The organism is Pseudomonas sp. 8Z, from assembly GCF_902506535.1.
In the GTDB taxonomy this organism is placed as follows: Bacteria; Pseudomonadota; Gammaproteobacteria; order Pseudomonadales; family Pseudomonadaceae; genus Aquipseudomonas.
The window spans coordinates 398,524-416,687 of the sequence record NZ_LR733826.1 but is presented as its reverse complement, the minus strand read 5'-3'; the positions used below and the strand labels follow the sequence as shown (position 1 = coordinate 416,687).

At 60.1% G+C, this 18,164-nt stretch carries 5 protein-coding genes and 2 pseudogenes; 2 read left to right on the top strand and 5 right to left on the bottom strand.

Annotated features, from left to right (window positions below):
- The first annotated feature begins 15 nt into the window (after positions 1–15).
- Both AERO9A_RS11225 and AERO9A_RS11220 read left to right on the top strand, forming a co-directional pair.
- The gene (locus AERO9A_RS11225; protein WP_159972035.1) at positions 16–1,362 is read left to right on the top strand and encodes a glutamine synthetase family protein; all 1,347 of its coding nucleotides are present in this window, start codon (positions 16–18) and stop codon (positions 1,360–1,362) included.
- 165 nt (positions 1,363–1,527) lie between these two features.
- Positions 1,528–1,671: pseudogene (locus AERO9A_RS11220) on the top strand (aspartate aminotransferase family protein); the annotation flags it as partial.
- On the opposite strand, the gene AERO9A_RS11215 reads toward AERO9A_RS11220, so the two are convergent.
- The 5 genes and pseudogenes from AERO9A_RS11215 to AERO9A_RS11195 all read right to left on the bottom strand — a co-directional run bounded on the left by AERO9A_RS11215 (position 1,608) and on the right by AERO9A_RS11195 (position 18,157).
- Positions 1,608–2,129, bottom strand: coding sequence for a hypothetical protein (locus AERO9A_RS11215; protein ID WP_178111122.1), 522 nt, complete (start codon positions 2,127–2,129; stop codon positions 1,608–1,610). The pseudogene AERO9A_RS11220 and the gene AERO9A_RS11215 overlap by 64 nt on opposite strands.
- 269 nt (positions 2,130–2,398) lie before the next feature.
- Complete coding sequence (locus AERO9A_RS11210) at positions 2,399–3,100, bottom strand: transposase (protein ID WP_159972034.1); 702 nt, start codon at positions 3,098–3,100, stop codon at positions 2,399–2,401.
- A gap of 750 nt (positions 3,101–3,850) precedes the next feature.
- Positions 3,851–4,095, bottom strand: a pseudogene (locus AERO9A_RS11205) (transposase family protein); the annotation flags it as partial.
- Positions 4,096–4,214: 119 nt separating this feature from the next.
- Entirely contained in the window at positions 4,215–4,496 is a 282-nt protein-coding gene (locus AERO9A_RS11200) for a YrhB domain-containing protein (RefSeq protein ID WP_159972033.1), read from the bottom strand.
- Positions 4,496–18,157 (bottom strand): filamentous hemagglutinin N-terminal domain-containing protein, encoded by a 13,662-nt coding sequence (locus AERO9A_RS11195; protein ID WP_159972032.1) that lies wholly within the window; start codon positions 18,155–18,157, stop codon positions 4,496–4,498. Before AERO9A_RS11195 ends, AERO9A_RS11200 begins: the two co-directional genes overlap by 1 nt.
- Positions 18,158–18,164 lie beyond the last annotated feature (7 nt).

Below are 18,164 nucleotides of genomic sequence, written 5' to 3'. Positions count from 1 at the left end.
CGGGAAGCATGCACTATGAACATCACGCCGGATGAGCTTCTCGACGAAGTCCGCCAATTCCGTCAGGCCCACCCCGAAGTGCGCTTTGTTGACCTGATCTGCCTGGATATCGCAGGGCATTTCTATGGCAAGCGCTATCCCATCGAAATGCTGGAAAAGGTCGCCGCCGGCAGTACCTTGAAGCTGCCGCAGAACTGCGCGCTGCTGGGGGCTCAGGGCGGCCTTTACGAGATTGGTGACTACTGCTTCCATGACGGCGACCCGGACGCGCCGCGGCGGCTGATCCCCGGCACGCTCAAACCGGTGAATTGGGAGCGCCAGCCTCTCGGGCAAATGCTGATCAGTTCCGATGGCACCGAAGCGCCGATTGAATTCGAGCCGCGCGAGGTGCTGGCACGTGTGGTGCATCGCCTGGCCGCACGCGGCATTCGCCCGGTGGTGGCCTTCGAGTTAGAGTTTTACTTGTTCGACAAGGCGCTCAAGGACGGCTTGCCGCAATACCCGCGCGATGAACTGAGCGGCGATGCCGATGACCAGCCGAGTATGCATATCGAGCGCTTGTCGCGTTTTGCCGAGGTACTCGATGACATCAGCATGACCGCTCGCCTGCAAGGTATCGACACCACGGTGATTACCGCTGAGATCGCGCCGGGGCAGTTCGAGATCAATTTCAGCCACAACGCTGACCCGTTGCAGGCGGCGGATTGGTCTGCACTGTTCTGCAGGCTGACCCGCGGTGTGGCCTTGAAGCATGGCCATCGTGCCAGCTTTATGGCCAAGCCCTACCTGCAATATCCGGGTAGTGGCATGCATGTGCACATCAGTCTGTACGACGAGGCGGGTGACAACCTGCTGGCCCGCGACGAGCTGTGCCCGTTGCGCCATGCCGTGGCGGGTTGCCTGAAGCTGCTGCCGGAATTGATGCCGATTTACGCGCCGAATCACAACAGCTACCGCCGCTTCGGTGCTCAGGTAAACGCGGCGAGCAAGGCTAGCTGGGGCTTCGAAGATCGTGACGCCTGCGTACGCATACCCGAGTCGGATGCGCGCAATCTACGCCTGGAGTTCCGCTTGCCGGGTGCCGATGCCAACCCGTATCTGGTATTGGCGGCGCTTTTGAGCAGTATCGAGCAGGGGCTTGATGCCCAGGTCGAGCCCATCGCGCCGCTCAATGACGACCGCGCCAGTGGCGTCGATTTCCCCAAGGACATGCTCGACGCCGTGCGCCGCATGCAGGCTAGCGAGCGCGTCGCCGCCGGTCTCGGCAGCGAGTTCGTCATGGTTTATTGCGAGAACAAACGCCAGGATCACCTGGCCTTCATGCACGACATCAGCCCGCGCGAATACCGCTGGTATCTGTGATGTCCCCAAGCTAAGAACCTGTTCACGATCTTGCGAGCTAGAGATAAACCGTGGCGAAATCGCCGAAGAAGCGGAGTTTACGCGCTGTAAATGAGCGTTCTGAGGTGATTTCAACGCCGTTTAGCCGACGCGCGGCAGATCGTGGGCTGGTTCTGAGGAGGCGATATGAACAAGGCCGCAAACAACCCCAAGACCGCACACTGGCAGGCCCTGAGCCAGGCCCACCATCTGGCGCCGTTCAGTGATTACAAGCAGTTGGCCGAGAAGGGCCCGCGCATCATCACCGAGGCCCAAGGCGTGCACCTGTGGGTATGTATCTCCCGGTGCAACTCATGCACTCGACCGTGCAGCTTTCCCTCATATTCCCGCCACGTTATGCCGTCCACACCCGCCGCAGCATCCCGCTTGAGTGCATAAAAGCTCTCTACCAGTAGCCTCGGCGTAACGTGATGCAGCAGTGCCGTGAACTGGGCTCGCTTGTCACGGCGAGCCACTTCACGTACGCCTTCAAGCCCCATCGACGCGCTTGTCCGGCTCTGTGTCCGGGGCGCGGGCGGCTCTCCAGCGTTTCCCTTGGCTACGTCCCTTTCCTCCACCATCTCCGCAGCACTCCCCTTGTTCGATGGTTTCCTCGGTACTACGGACGTATCCGACTTCTCAGCGGCGTCGATGGCGGGGTTGCGGTTGCCCTTTCCCGCCCCGCCCGGCTTACTGCTGCCGGGCACCGTTGAGACCTCCCAGTTCCTGTGCAAGAAGCTTCCCGACATGCTCAGGGTCTTCGACCGCGCGGGATCGTCACAGGGCTTGCGATTGACACCCCACTCCGTGTCGCCTTCCGCTTATCTGTATAGCGTCGGCATCCCGGGACTTATGATTTCGCGGCTCAATGGCTGGCCTGTCGTTTCCCCTGTCAACGCTTCGCTGCCCGCCTCACGACGACCAACGCATGACTCGGGGCCAAGATGATTCGCCACTTCGTTCTCGTATCGGACTTGCACCGACTACCTCTTGCCAGTTTGTACTGGCGCACACAGATTTATTTTCTGGGATTACGCCTCGGTCTGCCCTGACCTCGTAATTCAACCCGCAGCCCTTGGATTCTTTCTATTTCATCCACGAAACGAGCACTCCCGGTTAGCTGCCCCCTCTGCAATGCTGCACGAATCAGATCAATCTCACATGATGGAACGGCTTGGCGCATGAACTCCATGTATCGAATGCGACGCCTTTCTGGTGTGTCGCCAAGTGCTATGAAGCAAGGATCGTTATCCAGCCAATCGCTGTCCGTTTGACTCGCAACCCGCATCCGGTAGCTCGACCAGGGATAATCACCCGCCTCGACAACCATACGAGCTCGAACCGGGTTCAGTTCGATATAGCGACAGCAGGCAAGCAAGTAGGCGTCTGACTCGACCACGCTGGACTTGTAGCGACTCTCCCAGAGAGTGCCGGTGCGCCCCTCCAGACGATTTCGATAACGCGTAGCTCGCGCCGCCAGCGCCTTCATCAACTGCCCCAGCCCGGCAACAGCTTCACCGGGGGCCAGCAGCAGGTGGACATGATTGGTCATCAGACAATAGGCGTAAACCTTAACCCCGAAGACATCTTTCAGCTCACGCAGATCAGAAATATAACGTTGATAATCCTGCTCAGCAGCAAACACCACCTGCCGGTTATGCCCTCGCTGCACCACATGATGTGGGTAGTTCGGCAACACAATACGTCCCATCCTTGGCATAACGATCTCCTTCCGTTGAGACCTTCAGCTTAGTCGATCAGGTGGAAAATAAATCTGTCCCCTTTTTCATGCTGAAAATAAATCTGTCCCCTTTTTCATGAGTAGCCTCTGATGCAGCAGTGCCGTGAACTGGGCTCGCTTGTCACGGCGAGCCACTTCACGTACGCCTTCAAGCCCCATCGACGCGCTTGTCCGGCTCTGTGTCCGGGGCGCGGGCGGCTCTCCAGCGTTTCCCTTGGCTACGTCCCTTTCCTCCACCATCTCCGCAGCACTCCCCTTGTTCGATGGTTTCCTCGGTACTACGGACGTATCCGACTTCTCAGCGGCGTCGATGGCGGGGTTGCGGTTGCCCTTTCCCGCCCCGCCCGGCTTACTGCTGCCGGGCACCGTTGAGACCTCCCAGTTCCTGTGCAAGAAGCTTCCCGACATGCTCAGGGTCTTCGACCGCGCGGGATCGTCACAGGGCTTGCGATTGACACCCCACTCCGTGTCGCCTTCCGCTTATCTGTATAGCGTCGGCATCCCGGGACTTATGATTTCGCGGCTCAATGGCTGGCCTGTCGTTTCCCCTGTCAACGCTTCGCTGCCAGCCTCACGACGACCAACGCATTGACTCGGGGCCAAGATGATTCGCCACTTCGTTCTCGTATCGGACTTGCACCGACTACCTCTTGCCAGTTTGTACTGGCGCACACAGATTTATTTATTGGCGCTCTCACCAACTAAAAAAATAAATCTGTCCCCTTTTTCGCACGTCAGGCAATCCACTCGGCGTACAGGGAGTCGCAACAGGACGCGCTGATCGAACAGATCCCGGTCACGAACAAGGCGAATGCGTCGGTCATGGATCAGAGGGCAGGGCTGCTGACAGCGTCCACAGCATGGAAGGTCGGCTGCTCGGGGTTCGAGTGTCAGCGTGAGTTTTTTTCGACAGAATGGCTGCAGGCTACGACGTCGTAGCCTGGCCAGAAAGCAGCAAGATCAATAGGATGCATGGCGACAGCAGGGACAGGTGAAGGGTGTGTTTGGCGACTGCCAATTTACCTGCTTCCCTGTCTGTCAATCCGCTCTTCCCCACGATCCCGCGAAGAACCTTTTTTTCCACCCCATTAAATCACCTTGACTTCAGGGATTTCTCTCTCATGTAGTCCTCCAAATAACTCTCTAAGGGCTTTGCTGTTCCAAGAACATGAAGCTCACCGGACTGCTTATCAATTAAAAATGGGGCATTCCCTGCGAGCTGAGCTGACAGCTCACCAGTCTCCAAAAATTCCTTTGATTGATAGCAAAAGTACCACCCCTCGGAAAACTCACCCTCAAATGTAATTTGCAAAGGAACTTCAGAATCCGCCAAATACTCCTTTGCCCGCCCCAAGGCACACGCATAAGTAATCATTAATTGGTTCTCAATAGTTGCAAAGTTTTGAAATCACTGAGATTTGCTGACCTCCCAGTTTGCCCATCAAGGAATCTAACAACACCATTTTGGTTAACCACATTAAAAACATGTCCTGGCTGACCCGGCCCATAAGAGCCAAAAACGATCCCTCGAGCGCCATTTCCAGAGCTTGCCATTTGTTGCGCAATATTCTCAGGCGCTGTTATAGGGCCAAATTTAGAGCCAAATTGTTTTTCCAGCACACTCAGCGGAACCCCCTTCGTATGGTTGATTGGCAATGCCGATGCTGGATTTCCCGCCAGTGTTGCATCAGTAGCAATAGAGCAGTTAACGCAGTTATGAGTTCGCCCCGCCTCTGGATAACCCGGATTAACATTCTTTATTGAGCCCGCAGTTTGATCGACTACACCTGTCGTTTTTGTTCCAGCTTTAACACTAGCTAAGTATGCTACAGCTTTTTCAAACTGAGCTACACCTACGGAAAGTGGTGTACCAGCCGGACGAGGCCGCAGCCCCTGTGCCCCTGTAGTACTTCCTACCCCAGAGAGTAGCCCAAGACGTTCAAACGTGGGCGACCACTCACCAGCTATCTCACTCAACGTGGCATAGTTATTAAGCGCGCTTTCAATAAGATCTAGCTTATACCCATCACAGGTAGGTGTAGAGCATGTCATAGCCAACAGGACTTCCAACCCTGCTGCAACCTGCCCCATCTTGTCTCTTGCTAAGGTACCCCCAGCTACGTTCTCAACAAATGAGTCATTGTATGCACTTTCTTCTGCATATTTTTCTTGCTGCCATAGATCTCTTTGGCAAGCTTCACTGGGGCCACAAGACTCCATTGCATCTGCAAAAGATTGCGAATCGCCGTGATCTAAATGGTTGTATTGGGTAGCCGTCCCCGCCACCTGTGAACCAACCTGCAGCGCCTTCTCATCACCACCCTGCACCGCAGCCGCCAGAACACCAATCACCTGCGAGTTCATCACGAGCAGACTTTTCTTCTGCTCGGGATCCATCTGCCCATACCAATCCGATAGATGACCGACCAGAGCCTCGTTGACGCCTGCGGCCAACGCGCCAGTTTTGAAATCCCCACCAGCCGCTTCTGCTGCCAGACCGCCCATCACAGCATGCATGGCAATCTTGGCGGGACTGCCATCGGCCAGGTTCAATTGCCCCTTCGCCGTTACATCACCGATCAGGTTGAAGCCCGCTGCCGCAAAGGTGTTGGCCAGGCTGTTACGAAGCGCGTCACTGAACGAGCTATCACCACCCAGAGCACGATCGAGGACGGTAGAAGTGCCGTTTTGCAGCAACTGATTTCCAGCAAAGCGGCCAATACCCTCCAAGGTGGATAGACCACCGCCGCTAGCGATGACTTTGCCGCCGTTCTGGATAGCGCCTGCCGTCCCCGTTTCCGTCCCGACCCAGCCGTCATAAAGACCATTCGTCAAACCGGCAGTGACACCTGCTACGGCATAACCACGCAGGGCATCCTCAGAGGTGATGTCTTTGACTACAGCGCCAAGATTGCCCCGGTTGTTGATGGTGCTGATTGCAGCATTGCTGGTCATACCCGTTAGGCCAGCGGTCACGGCAGCATTGGCCCAACCGATACCGCTGCCGGCAGCCCAGGCGCCGCCTGCTGACGTAGCAGCGGTAGATGCACCAGCAGCGGTTGCACCGTTGGCGACAAGGCCACTCATGGCGCCTGCAGTGAAATAGGCAACCACAATAGCAATCACCATCGACGCCCCAGCCCCCAACCCCGAGCTGCTGTACTTGAAGGAGTCATGCACCTCCTTCACGCGCCGCCAATCCACATCACCTCGGGCTTCGGCCTCTTTCAGCCAAGCCAGATTGGGGTCAGCCTTGACCATGGCATCGATGGTCTGGCTCACGCTTTGCCGGTTGACTTGCTTGATGTCGATGTTCAGACCGTCCACGGCCTGGATCACCAAGTCGCCCTGGGCGATCAGTTCGCTCTGGCGCAGGGTTTCGTCGGTCTTACCCTTACCTTTGGCCGACTGCCAGGCGAAGCTGCTCTTGCTCTTCTCGCGGCTTTTCTGTTTGAGATCCTTGACGCCCTCGAAGGTGATTTCCCCACCACTGATAAGGCTCAGGTCGTTATCACTTTCCAGGTGTGCCTTCTGATAGAGCTGGTCACCTTCGCTAACCAGCGTCAGATCACCGCCGGTGCTGATCTCGCTGCCAATGTTGGTGACTTTGGTGTCTTCGTTACGCTTGAAGCTCTTACGCCCGAAGCTGCCCTTTTTCTTCTTCTGGTACAGCGAGTAGTCGTAGTCTTCGGCGCTAAGTAGGGCTAGGTTCTCGCCAGCCACCAGGTAGGCTTCGTCGCCAGCCTCCAGCTTGCTGGCCGATACCACCAGATCACTCTTGGCGCTGACGCTGAGATCGCCGCCTGCCGCGATTTCGCTGGACTGCTGACGAACCTGATCAGTCTGGCGAATGAGCTTCTTGCTCTTGGACAAGAAGTGGCTTTCGTTAGCCGCAGAGGCGATCAGGGCATCATTGCCTGCCGCCAAGGCAACATCACGCCCCGCCTCCAAACGGCTGGCGATCACGCCTAGGTCGCGCCCGGCGCTGATATCCAGATCACGCCCGGCACTGACCTCGGCGCCCATCTGGGTCACCCGCTCATTGAGGTATTTGTTGCCACGCGCCTGGCTGACGGTCTCTTGCACCGAGCTGATGGTGACGTCACGCCCAGCCTCAATGGCCAGGTCGCCACGGCTGTCCAGCACACCGCCCAGGTTGCTGACGTCACGCCCGGCAATGATGCTCAGGTCGTTGGCGGCCTCGATGCGCGCGGCGCTGTCGACGAAGTCCTGAATTGTGCGCCTACTGCCATAACTGGTTTCATGACGCGTCACGCTGCGTTCGTTGCTCACATCCCCCGTCAGCGCGATCAGGCTGACATCGCGCCCGGCGATGATGCCGCCCTGGGCATTGCGGATGCTGTCGGTGGCCAACAGTTGCAGACGATTACCCGCCTCGACCAAGCCGCTGTTACTGATGTTGCCTGCCGTGGCCGTGAGGTTGTCGCTGGCGCGTAAGGTGCCCTGGTTGACCAGCTCACCACCGCTGATCAGGGTGACGTCGCGGCCCTGGATCAGTGCGCCGTTGGCCGCCAGGCGACCTTCGGCTTGGGCCAGGTAGAGCACGGGTACCAGCACTTTCTCGCCTGCCACCTCGTGCTCTTCGAGCCAAACGATGTCGTGGGTCAGCGCCGCCACTTGCTCGGCACTGAGGGTCACGCCCAGGCTCAGGCCCAGAGCATCCTTACTGGCGATGGCGTTATCCATCAGATAACGGAACATCGCGTCGTCGCTGGTTAGGCCAGCGAGGTAACGCTGGCCTGTGCGCGCCACGATGGCTTCACGCACTAGGCGCTGTTCGTAGAGGCCATCGCCCAGGCGTTTCTGCGCCTGATCGGGGTCATAGCCGAGGTTGCCCAGCAGGTAGTCGGAGCTGACGAATTGCTTGAGGTCAGTCAGCGCCGGGTTGGTTTCGATCAGGTATTTGTGCTGCACGGGCGGTGCAATGCTGAAGTCCGGCACGACGGCTGACGGTTCTACACCAGGCGTCGCCATGGCCGACGCCTGAACACTGGGCGCCAGGCTGGCCTGCGAGGGATCGCCGCTCAACTCGGGCAAGCCGCCACTGATAGCGCTGGCAACTACGCTGGGGCGAGTGGGCTGAACAGCGATAGGGCCGTTTGAAGGCGCCGTGGATGCCTGACCAGCAATGGTGGCTGGCAGCGGCTTGACATCGGCAACGACCGTCGCGGCACTACTGCTGGCCTGTAAGTTGGCTGCGCTCGCCTGAAGCTGCCTATCTGTGGCAGCTAATGTTGCGACTGTTTGGCCGTTCTGCGTGGCGATAACGAAGCTGCGCCCTTGGGCTGCGACGGCTGCCTGGCTGCGCTCCTGTTGGTCGAGAGCAATGCTGCGCCCACCTAGGGTGCGGTCGGTGAATCCTGCCTGAGCCTGTTTGGCCGTGGCGTTTTGCGTTTGCTGGCTGCTCAGGCGGAACAGGCCGTTCTCGCCTTGCGGCAGGGTGAAGCCGGGAAGCGTCAGTGGGTTGACTTGCTGTTGTTGTAGGTTTGGTGGGAGCTGGGCATTGAGCGAGACAACGGTGGTTTTACCGGTACCGAGAGCACGAGTGTCTGCAATACGGTTAGCACCATTTTGGATAGCTGCATCCTCACGAATCTGGCCGTTTTCCAAGTTATTAACCGCATTCAGAAAGACACTACCGCCTGCCTGAACAATACTGGGATACGCAACACCATCAGGACTTAACTCTTCCAAGTCACTGACAAGCCTGTAATTATCCAACCGCGAAGGCAGCGGCAGAAGATTATCAGGATCATACTTAGACTTCTGCGGCTCCATTGTCGACAGATGATCCAACAGGTAATCTGAAACCCAACTCCCTGTTATCGAGTCCTCATACCTCGTAGAAATATTACCATCACCATCATCAAAGGTTTTATCAGGTATTGCCAAGCGCACATCACCAGACTTCGCAATATAATAAAAGCCTGGTGAAGCCGGATTATTCCTCAAGTTATAATCTATAAGAGTGCCAGTAGTAAAACGCCTAACAGTGCCGTCAGTGACAGAGGCCAAATAAACACGTGTCCTTTCAATCGTGCCATTTACAGCCCCCAGATTAGAGAAGTCCTGGGCAGCTATATTTACATCCCCTAAAGCAGAAACAACACTCGCTTTATTTTCAAAATTACCACCAACAAAATCAAAATTCCGACCAGCCAATATACTTGACGCAGGCGAGACACTCACCGCCTCACTCTTATATATCTCCCGCGCAAAGTACTCCACAACGTAATTATCGCCACTGCAATCCCGACAAACTACAGTAATAAACCCCGACACCAATTTGCGCCCAATCGAAAATACATCACTTCGATTACTCAGCACGCCGGAATTAATTGAAATATCCGCAGCACTTTCTATAACACTCGAAACATTGTTAACCGACAAGGCAGCCGCCTGTGCATCATCCCGGGCAATGTTTAAAGCACCCAAGCTATACACATCAGCATACTGATTAGTGAAGTTATCCACCCGCAGCGCCATATCGTCGCCACTGAAAATCAAACCGTTTTCGTTGAGTAGGTTGGGCGCGACCACTCGCAGTGTCTCGCTGCCACCTAGAGTGCCGTAGTTGTTCAGGGTATTGGCACTGACGGTCAGGCTACTGGCCGAAGTCAGCCGACCACGGTTGGTCAGGCTGCCAGTGCTGCTGACGCTGCTCACCCCGCCGCCACTGATACGAGCGGCGCTCGCCAAGTCTAGGCTGGCGGCTTGCAGGCTCAAGTCACCCAGGCTAGTGACCTGCCCTGCGCCACTGTACGCCCCCGTCAGGTCGAGGCTGAGGCTGCCGTCGCTGGCCAGCAGGCCGTCGTTGATCCAGGTGCTACCGCTGCCGACCAAGGACTGGCTGGCCAGCAATTGGCCGGTGGCGGTCTGGGTGAAGTTGCCAATGTTCAGCACCAGGCGCCCGGCTTGCAGCACGCCGCTGTTGGTCCAGCTATCGGCGCTCAGGCTGAGCAAGCCGTTGGTGCTGAGGTCGCCGCCAGCGCCCATGACCTGAGCAGCGCTGAGGCCGAAGTTACCGGTGCCGACATGCAGGATGCTGCCGCCGCTGCTCTGCAGGCGGGCTGTGTCGAGCACGAGGTTGGTGTTGGCGGTTTCGATACGGCCATCGCGGTTGTCCAGGCTGCTGGCGGTGATACGGGTATCGCCACTGCTGCCCAATGCACGCAGGCTACCGAAGCGGTTGTCCAGCCCGGTGCTGGTCAGGCTCAGGCTGCTGGCGCTTTCGACGATGCCGTAAGCGTTGTTCAACGCCCCTGCCAAGCCGAAGTCGATGCGTTCGGCGGCCACCTTGCCGCCCTGCCCCGACGCTTCGCCCTGGTTGTTGAAGTCGCCAGTGATGACATCGAGCAACTGATGGGCATACAGACCGCCGCCCTGGTTGTTGAAGGTGGTATTGCCCAGGTCGATCGTGGTGTTGCCTGCCAGCGCAGAAATATGCCCACCACGGTTGTTCAGGCCCTGGGTCTCGATGTCGAGCGTCTGCGCCTGGGTGGTGCCGCCGTCGTTGTCGAACAGCCCGGTGCTGACCAGCTTGAGCCAGCCGCTCAGGCTGTTGAGCACACCGCCACGGTTGTCGACGCTGGTGGAACGCCGCAGGTCGAGGTTGCCGCCACGGCTCTGGATTTGGCCGTTCTGGTTATCCAGTTTGCCGTCCAGGGCGAGCAGCAGATCCCCTTGGCTGCTCAGGCTGCCGGCGCTGTTGTCGATGCCTTGTGCGCGGATGCCAAGGTTACCTTGCTGACTGTGGATCAGGCCTTCATTGGTGTTGTTCAGGGCGCCGCTCAGCAGCAGGCTGAGGCCATTACGCGCAGCGATGGTGCCGCCGCCTGCGTTGTTCAGGCTGCTGGCGGTCAGGTCAAGCAGGTTCTGGCTGATCAGGTTGCCGCTTTGGTTGTCGATGGCGTTTGCCTTGAGCACTAGCGGGCCGGCGCTGGCCAGTTTGCCCTGCTGGCCGTTGAGCAGATTGCCTGTGAGGGTCAGGTCGAGCGCTGCGTCGCTGGCAAGCTGGCCGGCGCGGTTATCCAGGCTGGCGGCATTGATGCTGGCCGCTTGTGCGCTACCAATCTGCCCGGTGTTGTTGTGCACGGCCCCGGCATTGGCCGTCAGGGTGCCCTGGCTGTCGATCAGGCCGCTGCCGCTGTTGTCGAGGGCAGCACTCAGGCGCAGGTCAAGATCGCTCCCGCTGGAGACGATGCCCTTGACGCTGTTGTTCAGGCTGGCGGCCTCGATTTCGAGCGCACCTTTGCTGACCAGGGCGCCTTCATCGCTGTTGTTGAGCGCACGCTGGCTGCCATTGAGCTTGACCGTTAGCGCGCCGTCCCGGCTGGAGACGGTGCCGCGCGCGCTGTTGTCCAGGCTGCCAGCGGCGATATCCACGCCCTGCCAACCGGAGATCAGCCCGCCTGCGGCGTTACGCAGGTCGCCAGTGCCCACATCGAGGCCGAGCTTTCCAGCACTGATGATGCGGCCCTGCTCGCCGTTGTCGATAGCACTGGCGCGCAGTTGGTAACTCTGGATGCTGGAGATTTCCCCGCCATTGCGGTTGTCCAGCTTACCCAGCGCTTGCAGGCTCAGTGGGCCATTGGCAGTGAGCAAACCGCCACGGTTGTCCAGGTTGCCGCCCTTGAGGTCGAGGCGCACGCCCGCTTCGCCGATTAGGCGGCCCTGGCGCTGGATCAGTTCGGTAACGGTCAGTTGCAGGTCTTTCTTGGCGGAGAGTTCGCCACCTTGGCTGGAGTCCAGGCGCGTGGCGGTCATTTCGAGGCTATCGGCACTGGTGATCAGGCCGTTGTCGCGGTTGTCGACCGCACCGGCCACCATACCGAGGGCCTGGCGGCTGCTGATAACGCCGCTGCGGTTGTCGAGGTCATCGGACTCAAGTTCGAACGCAGCCTGGCTGAGCAGGCTGCCGCCCTGGTTGTTCAGGGTGCCGGTCTTGATCTGCAGGTCCGCACCGCTGGCCAGTAACCCGGCGTTGCCGTTGTCCAACTCGGCTGCTGCAACGGTCAACGCTTGGGCCGCCGAGAGGGTGCCCAGATCATGGTTATCCAGCTTGCCGGTGAGTTTGACCTGGAGATCGCCTTTGCTGGCCAGTACGCCAGCGGCGGAGTTGTCCAGACCAGCCGCCGTCACTTCCAGGCTGCCAGCCGAGAGCACGCCCTTGAGGCTGTTTTTCAGCAGTTGGGTGATCTGCAGTTGCAGATCCTGGGCGCTGATCACCCGGCCCGCGCTGTTGTTCAGCTCGCGAGCCTTCAAGAGAAAGCCCTGGCTGCTGGAAATTTCACCGCCTGCGCTGTTGTCAACCTTGCCGAGGTTCTTCAGCAGCAAAGCGCCCGGCGTGGCGATCAGGCCCTGGCCGCTGTTGTCGAGGTCGCCACCCTGCAAGTCGAGAGTCAGCGCGCTTTCGCTGATCAGTTCGCCACCGTCGTGCTGATCCAGCGCCGTGGCGCTGACCTGAACGGCGCCCTTGCCGGCGATCCGGCCCTTGCCATGGTTGTCGAGCCTGGCGACTTGTACGGTGACATCGGCAGCACCATTGATCAGGCCTTGCTGCTGGTTGTCGAGCGTGCCGGTTTCGATGTTAAGCGCCTGGCGGGCGCTGATGCGCCCCCCCTGGCTGTTGTCCAGGCTGCTGCTGTCGAGGGTCAGCTTGGCATCGGTCACCAGCTTGCCCCCCTGGTTGTTCAGGGCACCGCCGTCTAGGGTCAGTTCGCCAGCGCTGGAGAGCACGCCCGCAGCGTTATTCAAGGTGCCAGCACGCACTTGCAAGGTGCCTTCACTCAGCAAGGCGCCCTGGTCATAGTTATCCAGCAGCCCGCTGACCTGCAGGTCGAGGCCTTGCTCGCTGGTCAGCGTACCGCCCTGGCTGTTGTCCAGGCTGTCGGCCTGCAACACCAGACCCGTGCGCCCCGAGATCAGCCCCAGGCTGTGGTTCAGCAGGCGCTTGACGGTCAAGCGCAGATCGCTGCCAGCGAGCACCAGGCCGGCAGTACTGTTGTTCAAATCATCAACATCGAGGCCAACGGCGCCTTGACTGGAAATTTCCCCCTTGGCGCTGTTGTTCAGCGACGCGGCCCGTATGGCAAGGCCCTGGGTCGCGGCAATCAAACCCGCTTGGCTGTTGTCGATGCTGTCCGCTTCAAGATCGAGCGTACCTTCGCTGAGCAGTGCCCCGCCCTGTTGCACGAGTTGCTTCAGTTCGAGCTTGAGGTCGCCCTTGCCCGCCACTTGCCCCTGGCTGTTGTCCAGGCGCTCGGCATCAAGGTCGAGGCGGGCATCGCTGACGATGTGCCCCGTGCGGTTGTCGATCTGCTGAGCCTTCAGCTTCAGGTTGCCTTTACCGCTAAGCACACCTTTCTGGCGGTTATCCAGGCCTTGCGCCTGAACATTCAGCGCGCCATCGGCCATCAGCGCACCGCCCTGGTTGTCGAGCTGTCCAGCCAGCAACAAGGCCATCTCTTGCTGGCTCGAAAGCAGACCGGCTTCAGCGTTGTCCAGGCTGGCCGCCTTGATACGCAATGGCCCCTGGGCCAACAGCGAGCCACCCTCTCGGTTGTTTAGCTGCCCAGTCAGCGCCAGGTCGATGGCGCCCTGACTGAGCAGTCGACCACCAGCGCTGTTGTTCAGCACGGTACCCTGCAGGCTCAGGCCGTTGGCACCAGACAGCACGCCCTTGGCCTGGTTGAGCAGTTGCGCCACCTTCAGGCTCAAGGCGCCGTCGGCCAGTACCTTGCCGGCGCCACTGTTGTCCAGGTGTTCGCCCTCGATGCTCAGGCTGCCTGCACTGGACAATTCACCGCCCTGGTTGCTCAGGCGCTCGGCCTGGATATTCAGGCCGAGCGCCGAGACGAGGCCATCACGATTGTCCAACGTGGTCGTGTGTAGATCGAGCAGGCCCTTGCTGAGCAGCTCGCCGCCCTCGTGCTGATCCAGGCTAGCGACATCGACATCGAGATCGCCCAGGCTGGAAAGCTGCCCACCCGAGCTGGAATCCAGGCTGTCGGCCTGCACCTTGCCCTTGCCATCGACCAGGATGCTGCCAGCCCGGTTGTTCAGGCGATTGCCCTGTAACAGGAGGTCGCCGCGGCTGCTGAGCAAACCGGCCTCACTATTATTCAACTGCTGCAGCACGATGCTCGCCGCACCACCGCTGAGCACCCGGCCACCTCCCTGGTTATCCAGGCTGTCAGCCTGCAAGGTCAGTAGCTGTGCGCCGCTCAGGGCACCACCAACGCTGTTGTCGATCTGCTTGGCGTGCAGCAGCAAGGCGGCATTGCTGGCCAATACGCCACTGCGCTGGTTGTTCACGCGCGCGACTGTGGCATTCAACCCGGCCTGTGCGATGACGCGCCCGGCGTCCTGGTTATCCAGTTGATCCGCCGTCAGCGTCAGACTGCCCTGAGTGGACATCTCGCCACCGGCGCCATTGTCGATGTTCGAGGCCTCGACCTGCAGGTCGCCCTTGGCGGCAACCAGCCCCTGCTGATGGGTACTCAGGCTGCCGACCTGAAGCCCGAGCGCAGCCTCACCGATAAGCTGGCCGCCTTGCGACAGATCCAGAGCCTCGTCGACCACCACTGTCGCCGCCCCTGCCGCCGCGATCAGACCCTGATCATGCGCGTCGACCGCCTTGGCGTGCAGCGTCAAGGTGCCGCCACTGCGTACTTCGCCACGCTGCTGGTTATCGAGCTGCTCGGTCAGCAGCGACAGGTCAGCCGCCGCGCTAATGCGCCCTTGTGCCTGGTTGTCGAGCTGCGTTGCGCTCAGCTCGAGCGCGGCACCGCTCAGCACCCGACCGCCAGCGTTAGCCAGCACGCGAGTCTGCACCTGCATCTTCTGCGCTGCGCTGAGTGCGCCTAGCGCACTGTTGAGTACACGGTCAGCCACCAGCTTGAGACCGGCTTCGGCGATCAGCCGCCCTTGCTCACGGTTATCCAGCTCATCGACCTGAACGCTCAGGTCACCCTTGCTGGAAATTTCGCCGCCCTGACGGTTATCCACCTGGCTAGCCTCAAGCGATGTGTCGCCTTTGGCGAAGATCAAGCCCAGGTCGTGGTTGTCGAGGACATTTGCGCGCAACAGCAGGTCTGCGCCGCTGAGCAGGCGACCTCCGGCACTCAGATCGAAGCGCTCGGCAAGCTGGATATCGACCGCGCCATTGGCCACCACACGCCCGCCCACACTGGCATTCAGGCTGCTGCCACGTACCTGTAGAGCGCCAGCGCTGGATAGGCTACCGCCGCGGTTGTCCAGCGCACCGCTGACCAGCAGCAAGTCGCGCCCCGAGAGCAGGCTGCCGGCGCGGTTGTCGAATGCGCCCTTAACCTTGGCCTGCACTTCGCCATCGCTCTGGATCAAACCGCCGTCGTGGTTGCTTAGCTGCCCGGCCTCAAGGTCGAGTGCGGCTGCAGAGGTCAGGACACCGCCTTGGCTGTTGTCGAGCCGTTCACTCGCGTCCAGCTCAAGCACGGTGTCGCTGGCGATCAGGCCGCCCCGGTTATCCAGACTGCGCCCCGTGATCGCCAGGGCTGCGCCACTGGAAAGCTCGCCTCGTTCCTGGTTGTCGAGGGCATCCGCCTCGATGTGCAAGACCGCCTGGCTAGCGATCAGCCCCTGCTGGGCGTTGCTCAGCGCCCCCGCGACAAATAGCCGCATATCGCCCTGGCTGCTGATCTGCCCGGCACCGCTGTTGTTCAAGCTGGCGGCGCGCAACTGCAAGGTCTTGCCCGCATCAAGCAGGCCGCCGTTACCGTTGAGCAAAGCCTGGGCGATACGCAGTTCCAATGCAGCGGCGCTGATGATCCTGCCTGCGTCGTTGTTCAGCTCCCCGGTCAGCAGGCTGAAGCCCTGATCGCTGGAAATCTCACCGCCCTGACTGTTATCGATGGCCGCTACGTTCGTCAGCAACAGACCGCCCGGTGTAGCCAGCAGGCCTTGCTGGCTGTTGTTCAGACGCCCACCTGCCAGATCGAGGCTCAGGGCCTCCTGACTGACGAACTGGCCACCCCCTCGTTGATCGAGCCCCTTGAGCAGAGCCGTCAGCGCGCCCTGACTGCTGATCCGCCCTTTGTCACGGTTGTCCACCTGGTCGGCCTGTACCTGCAGGCCCTGACGACCGAAGATCACTCCGGCCTGGCTGTTGTCCACCGCTCCGGCTTCAAGGGTCAACTGCCCTTGGCTGAGCAGTGCCCCGCCCTGCTGCTTGAGCTGGCCCAGGTTCGCCCGAAGATCGCCCTGGCTCTCGATACGGCCACCCGTGCTGTTGTCCAGACTGGCCGCAGCGAGACTCAGGGTCTCGCTGCCACTGATCACACCCTGGCCACGGTTGTCGAGCTGCTCGGCCTTCACCGTCAGTGCCTGGGCACTGCTGATGATGCCCTTGGCCGAGTTATCCAGTCGCTGGGCGTCGAGCTGCATCGTGCCAGCGGCAGAGATTTCACCAGCCTGAGCATTGCGCAGACTGCCCGCTGTGATATGGGCATCGGCCTGCGTGGAGATGACCCCGGCATCGCCGTTGTCGAGCCCCTCGGCTTGCAGGCTCAAAGCCTCGATACTGAGCACCTGCCCACCCTGGTTGACCAAACGGCCAGCACCCAGCGTCAGAGCACCCTGGCTAACGAGTTTGCCCTGCTGGTTCTGCAGCGCACCGGCCACCTGCATATCGGCAGCACCCTGACTATGCAGCAACCCACCCTGGCGGTTATCCAGGGCACTGGCGCTGAGTTTCAGATCGCGGTCCGCCAGCACCCTGCCAGCGCGGTTATCCACCTGCCCGGCACTGATCTGCGTGGCCCCCTTGGCACTGAGCGTGCCGCCCTGGTTGTCCAGACGCTGGCTGGCCTTGACTTGCAACTGACGATTACCGATCAGGGTGCCGGCGTTGCGCACCTGCTGCGCCTTGAGGCTCAGATCCGCCTCTGTGCGGCTGTTATCGGCCTTGATACCGGCCTCGATCACGCCTTGGTTGAGCACCTGCCCAGCCTCAAGCTGGATATCCCCCGCTGCGGCCAGACTTTGCTGCACCTCGATCTGATTCTGGGCGCCGATATCCGCCTTGCCGGCAGCGTAGGTCTTACCGGTCAACGCCACCTCAGCGGCCTTCAGTGCCAGGTTGCCACTGGCCGAGGTCTGCGCCAGGCTCAGCTTGCCGTTGGCATCGATCTGGATATCCCCGGCACTGGCGGCCATGTCGCCAGCCAGTTTCACCCCCACACCCTGCTCGGTGCCCACTAGGCGAATAGCACCGGCGTACATGCCGCCGAGGGCCGAGCTGTCGATGGCCAGCAGGGGCTTGTCCGAGCCGTCATCGGCCTTGGCCGTGGCGGCAAGGGTGGTGGCATCCACTGCGTTGCGGCCGGTGATGATATTGAGCTTGTTGGCGTACAGCTCGGCGTTGAGCTTGGCGCTGCGGGTGATCAGGTCGAACTGATCGACGTTGTCGGCATTGAGGCCCTGCCCTTCGATGCTGACTTGCCCACCGTCGACATCGAAGCGCTGTAGACGACCGCCCTCGACCACTGGCGTACCAGTAGTGAGAGTGACGCGCGGGGTATTGATGAAGCCGCAGCCATCACAGGTGATGCCGTGGGGGTTGGCCACGATGACCGCTGCCGAGCGCCCAGCTACTTCCGTGTAGCCTTTAAGCTGGCTGGCGTTACCGCCGGTGACTTCGTTAAGGATCAGCCCCGCAGTGCCGTTCTTTAGGTTGGAGTTACCGATGATGAGGCCGCCAAGCTGACTGCTTTGAAGCCTCTCCGTGGAGTTGTTGAGGATCAAACCCTGCTGACCGACGTTGTAGTCGGTGAATTTGTTATGCGACAGGCCGCTGCCATTGGGCGTGGCGATGTTGACCACAGGTACGCCGTTGCCAGCCTGGGTCAGGCTAGTATTGCCACCGGCAGCCTGGTCGACCGCCAACTGCGCTGCGGTGGCGACGATGGGATTGAGAAACAGCACGCCAGCAACGATGAGGGCGATGTTCTGATAGAGAGGGCTGCGTACGTCCATGTCGATA

What these genes read in the sequence shown, in the direction of transcription:
- AERO9A_RS11195 (WP_159972032.1), bottom strand. Translation starts at nt 18,157, where the DNA reads ATGGACGTACGCAGCCCTCTCTATCAGAACATCGCCCTCATCGTTGCT.
- AERO9A_RS11200 (WP_159972033.1), bottom strand. Translation starts at nt 4,496, where the DNA reads ATGATTACTTATGCGTGTGCCTTGGGGCGGGCAAAGGAGTATTTGGCG.
- AERO9A_RS11210 (WP_159972034.1), bottom strand. Translation starts at nt 3,100, where the DNA reads ATGCCAAGGATGGGACGTATTGTGTTGCCGAACTACCCACATCATGTG.
- AERO9A_RS11225 (WP_159972035.1), top strand. Translation starts at nt 16, where the DNA reads ATGAACATCACGCCGGATGAGCTTCTCGACGAAGTCCGCCAATTCCGT.
- AERO9A_RS11215 (WP_178111122.1), bottom strand. Translation starts at nt 2,129, where the DNA reads ATGTCGGGAAGCTTCTTGCACAGGAACTGGGAGGTCTCAACGGTGCCC.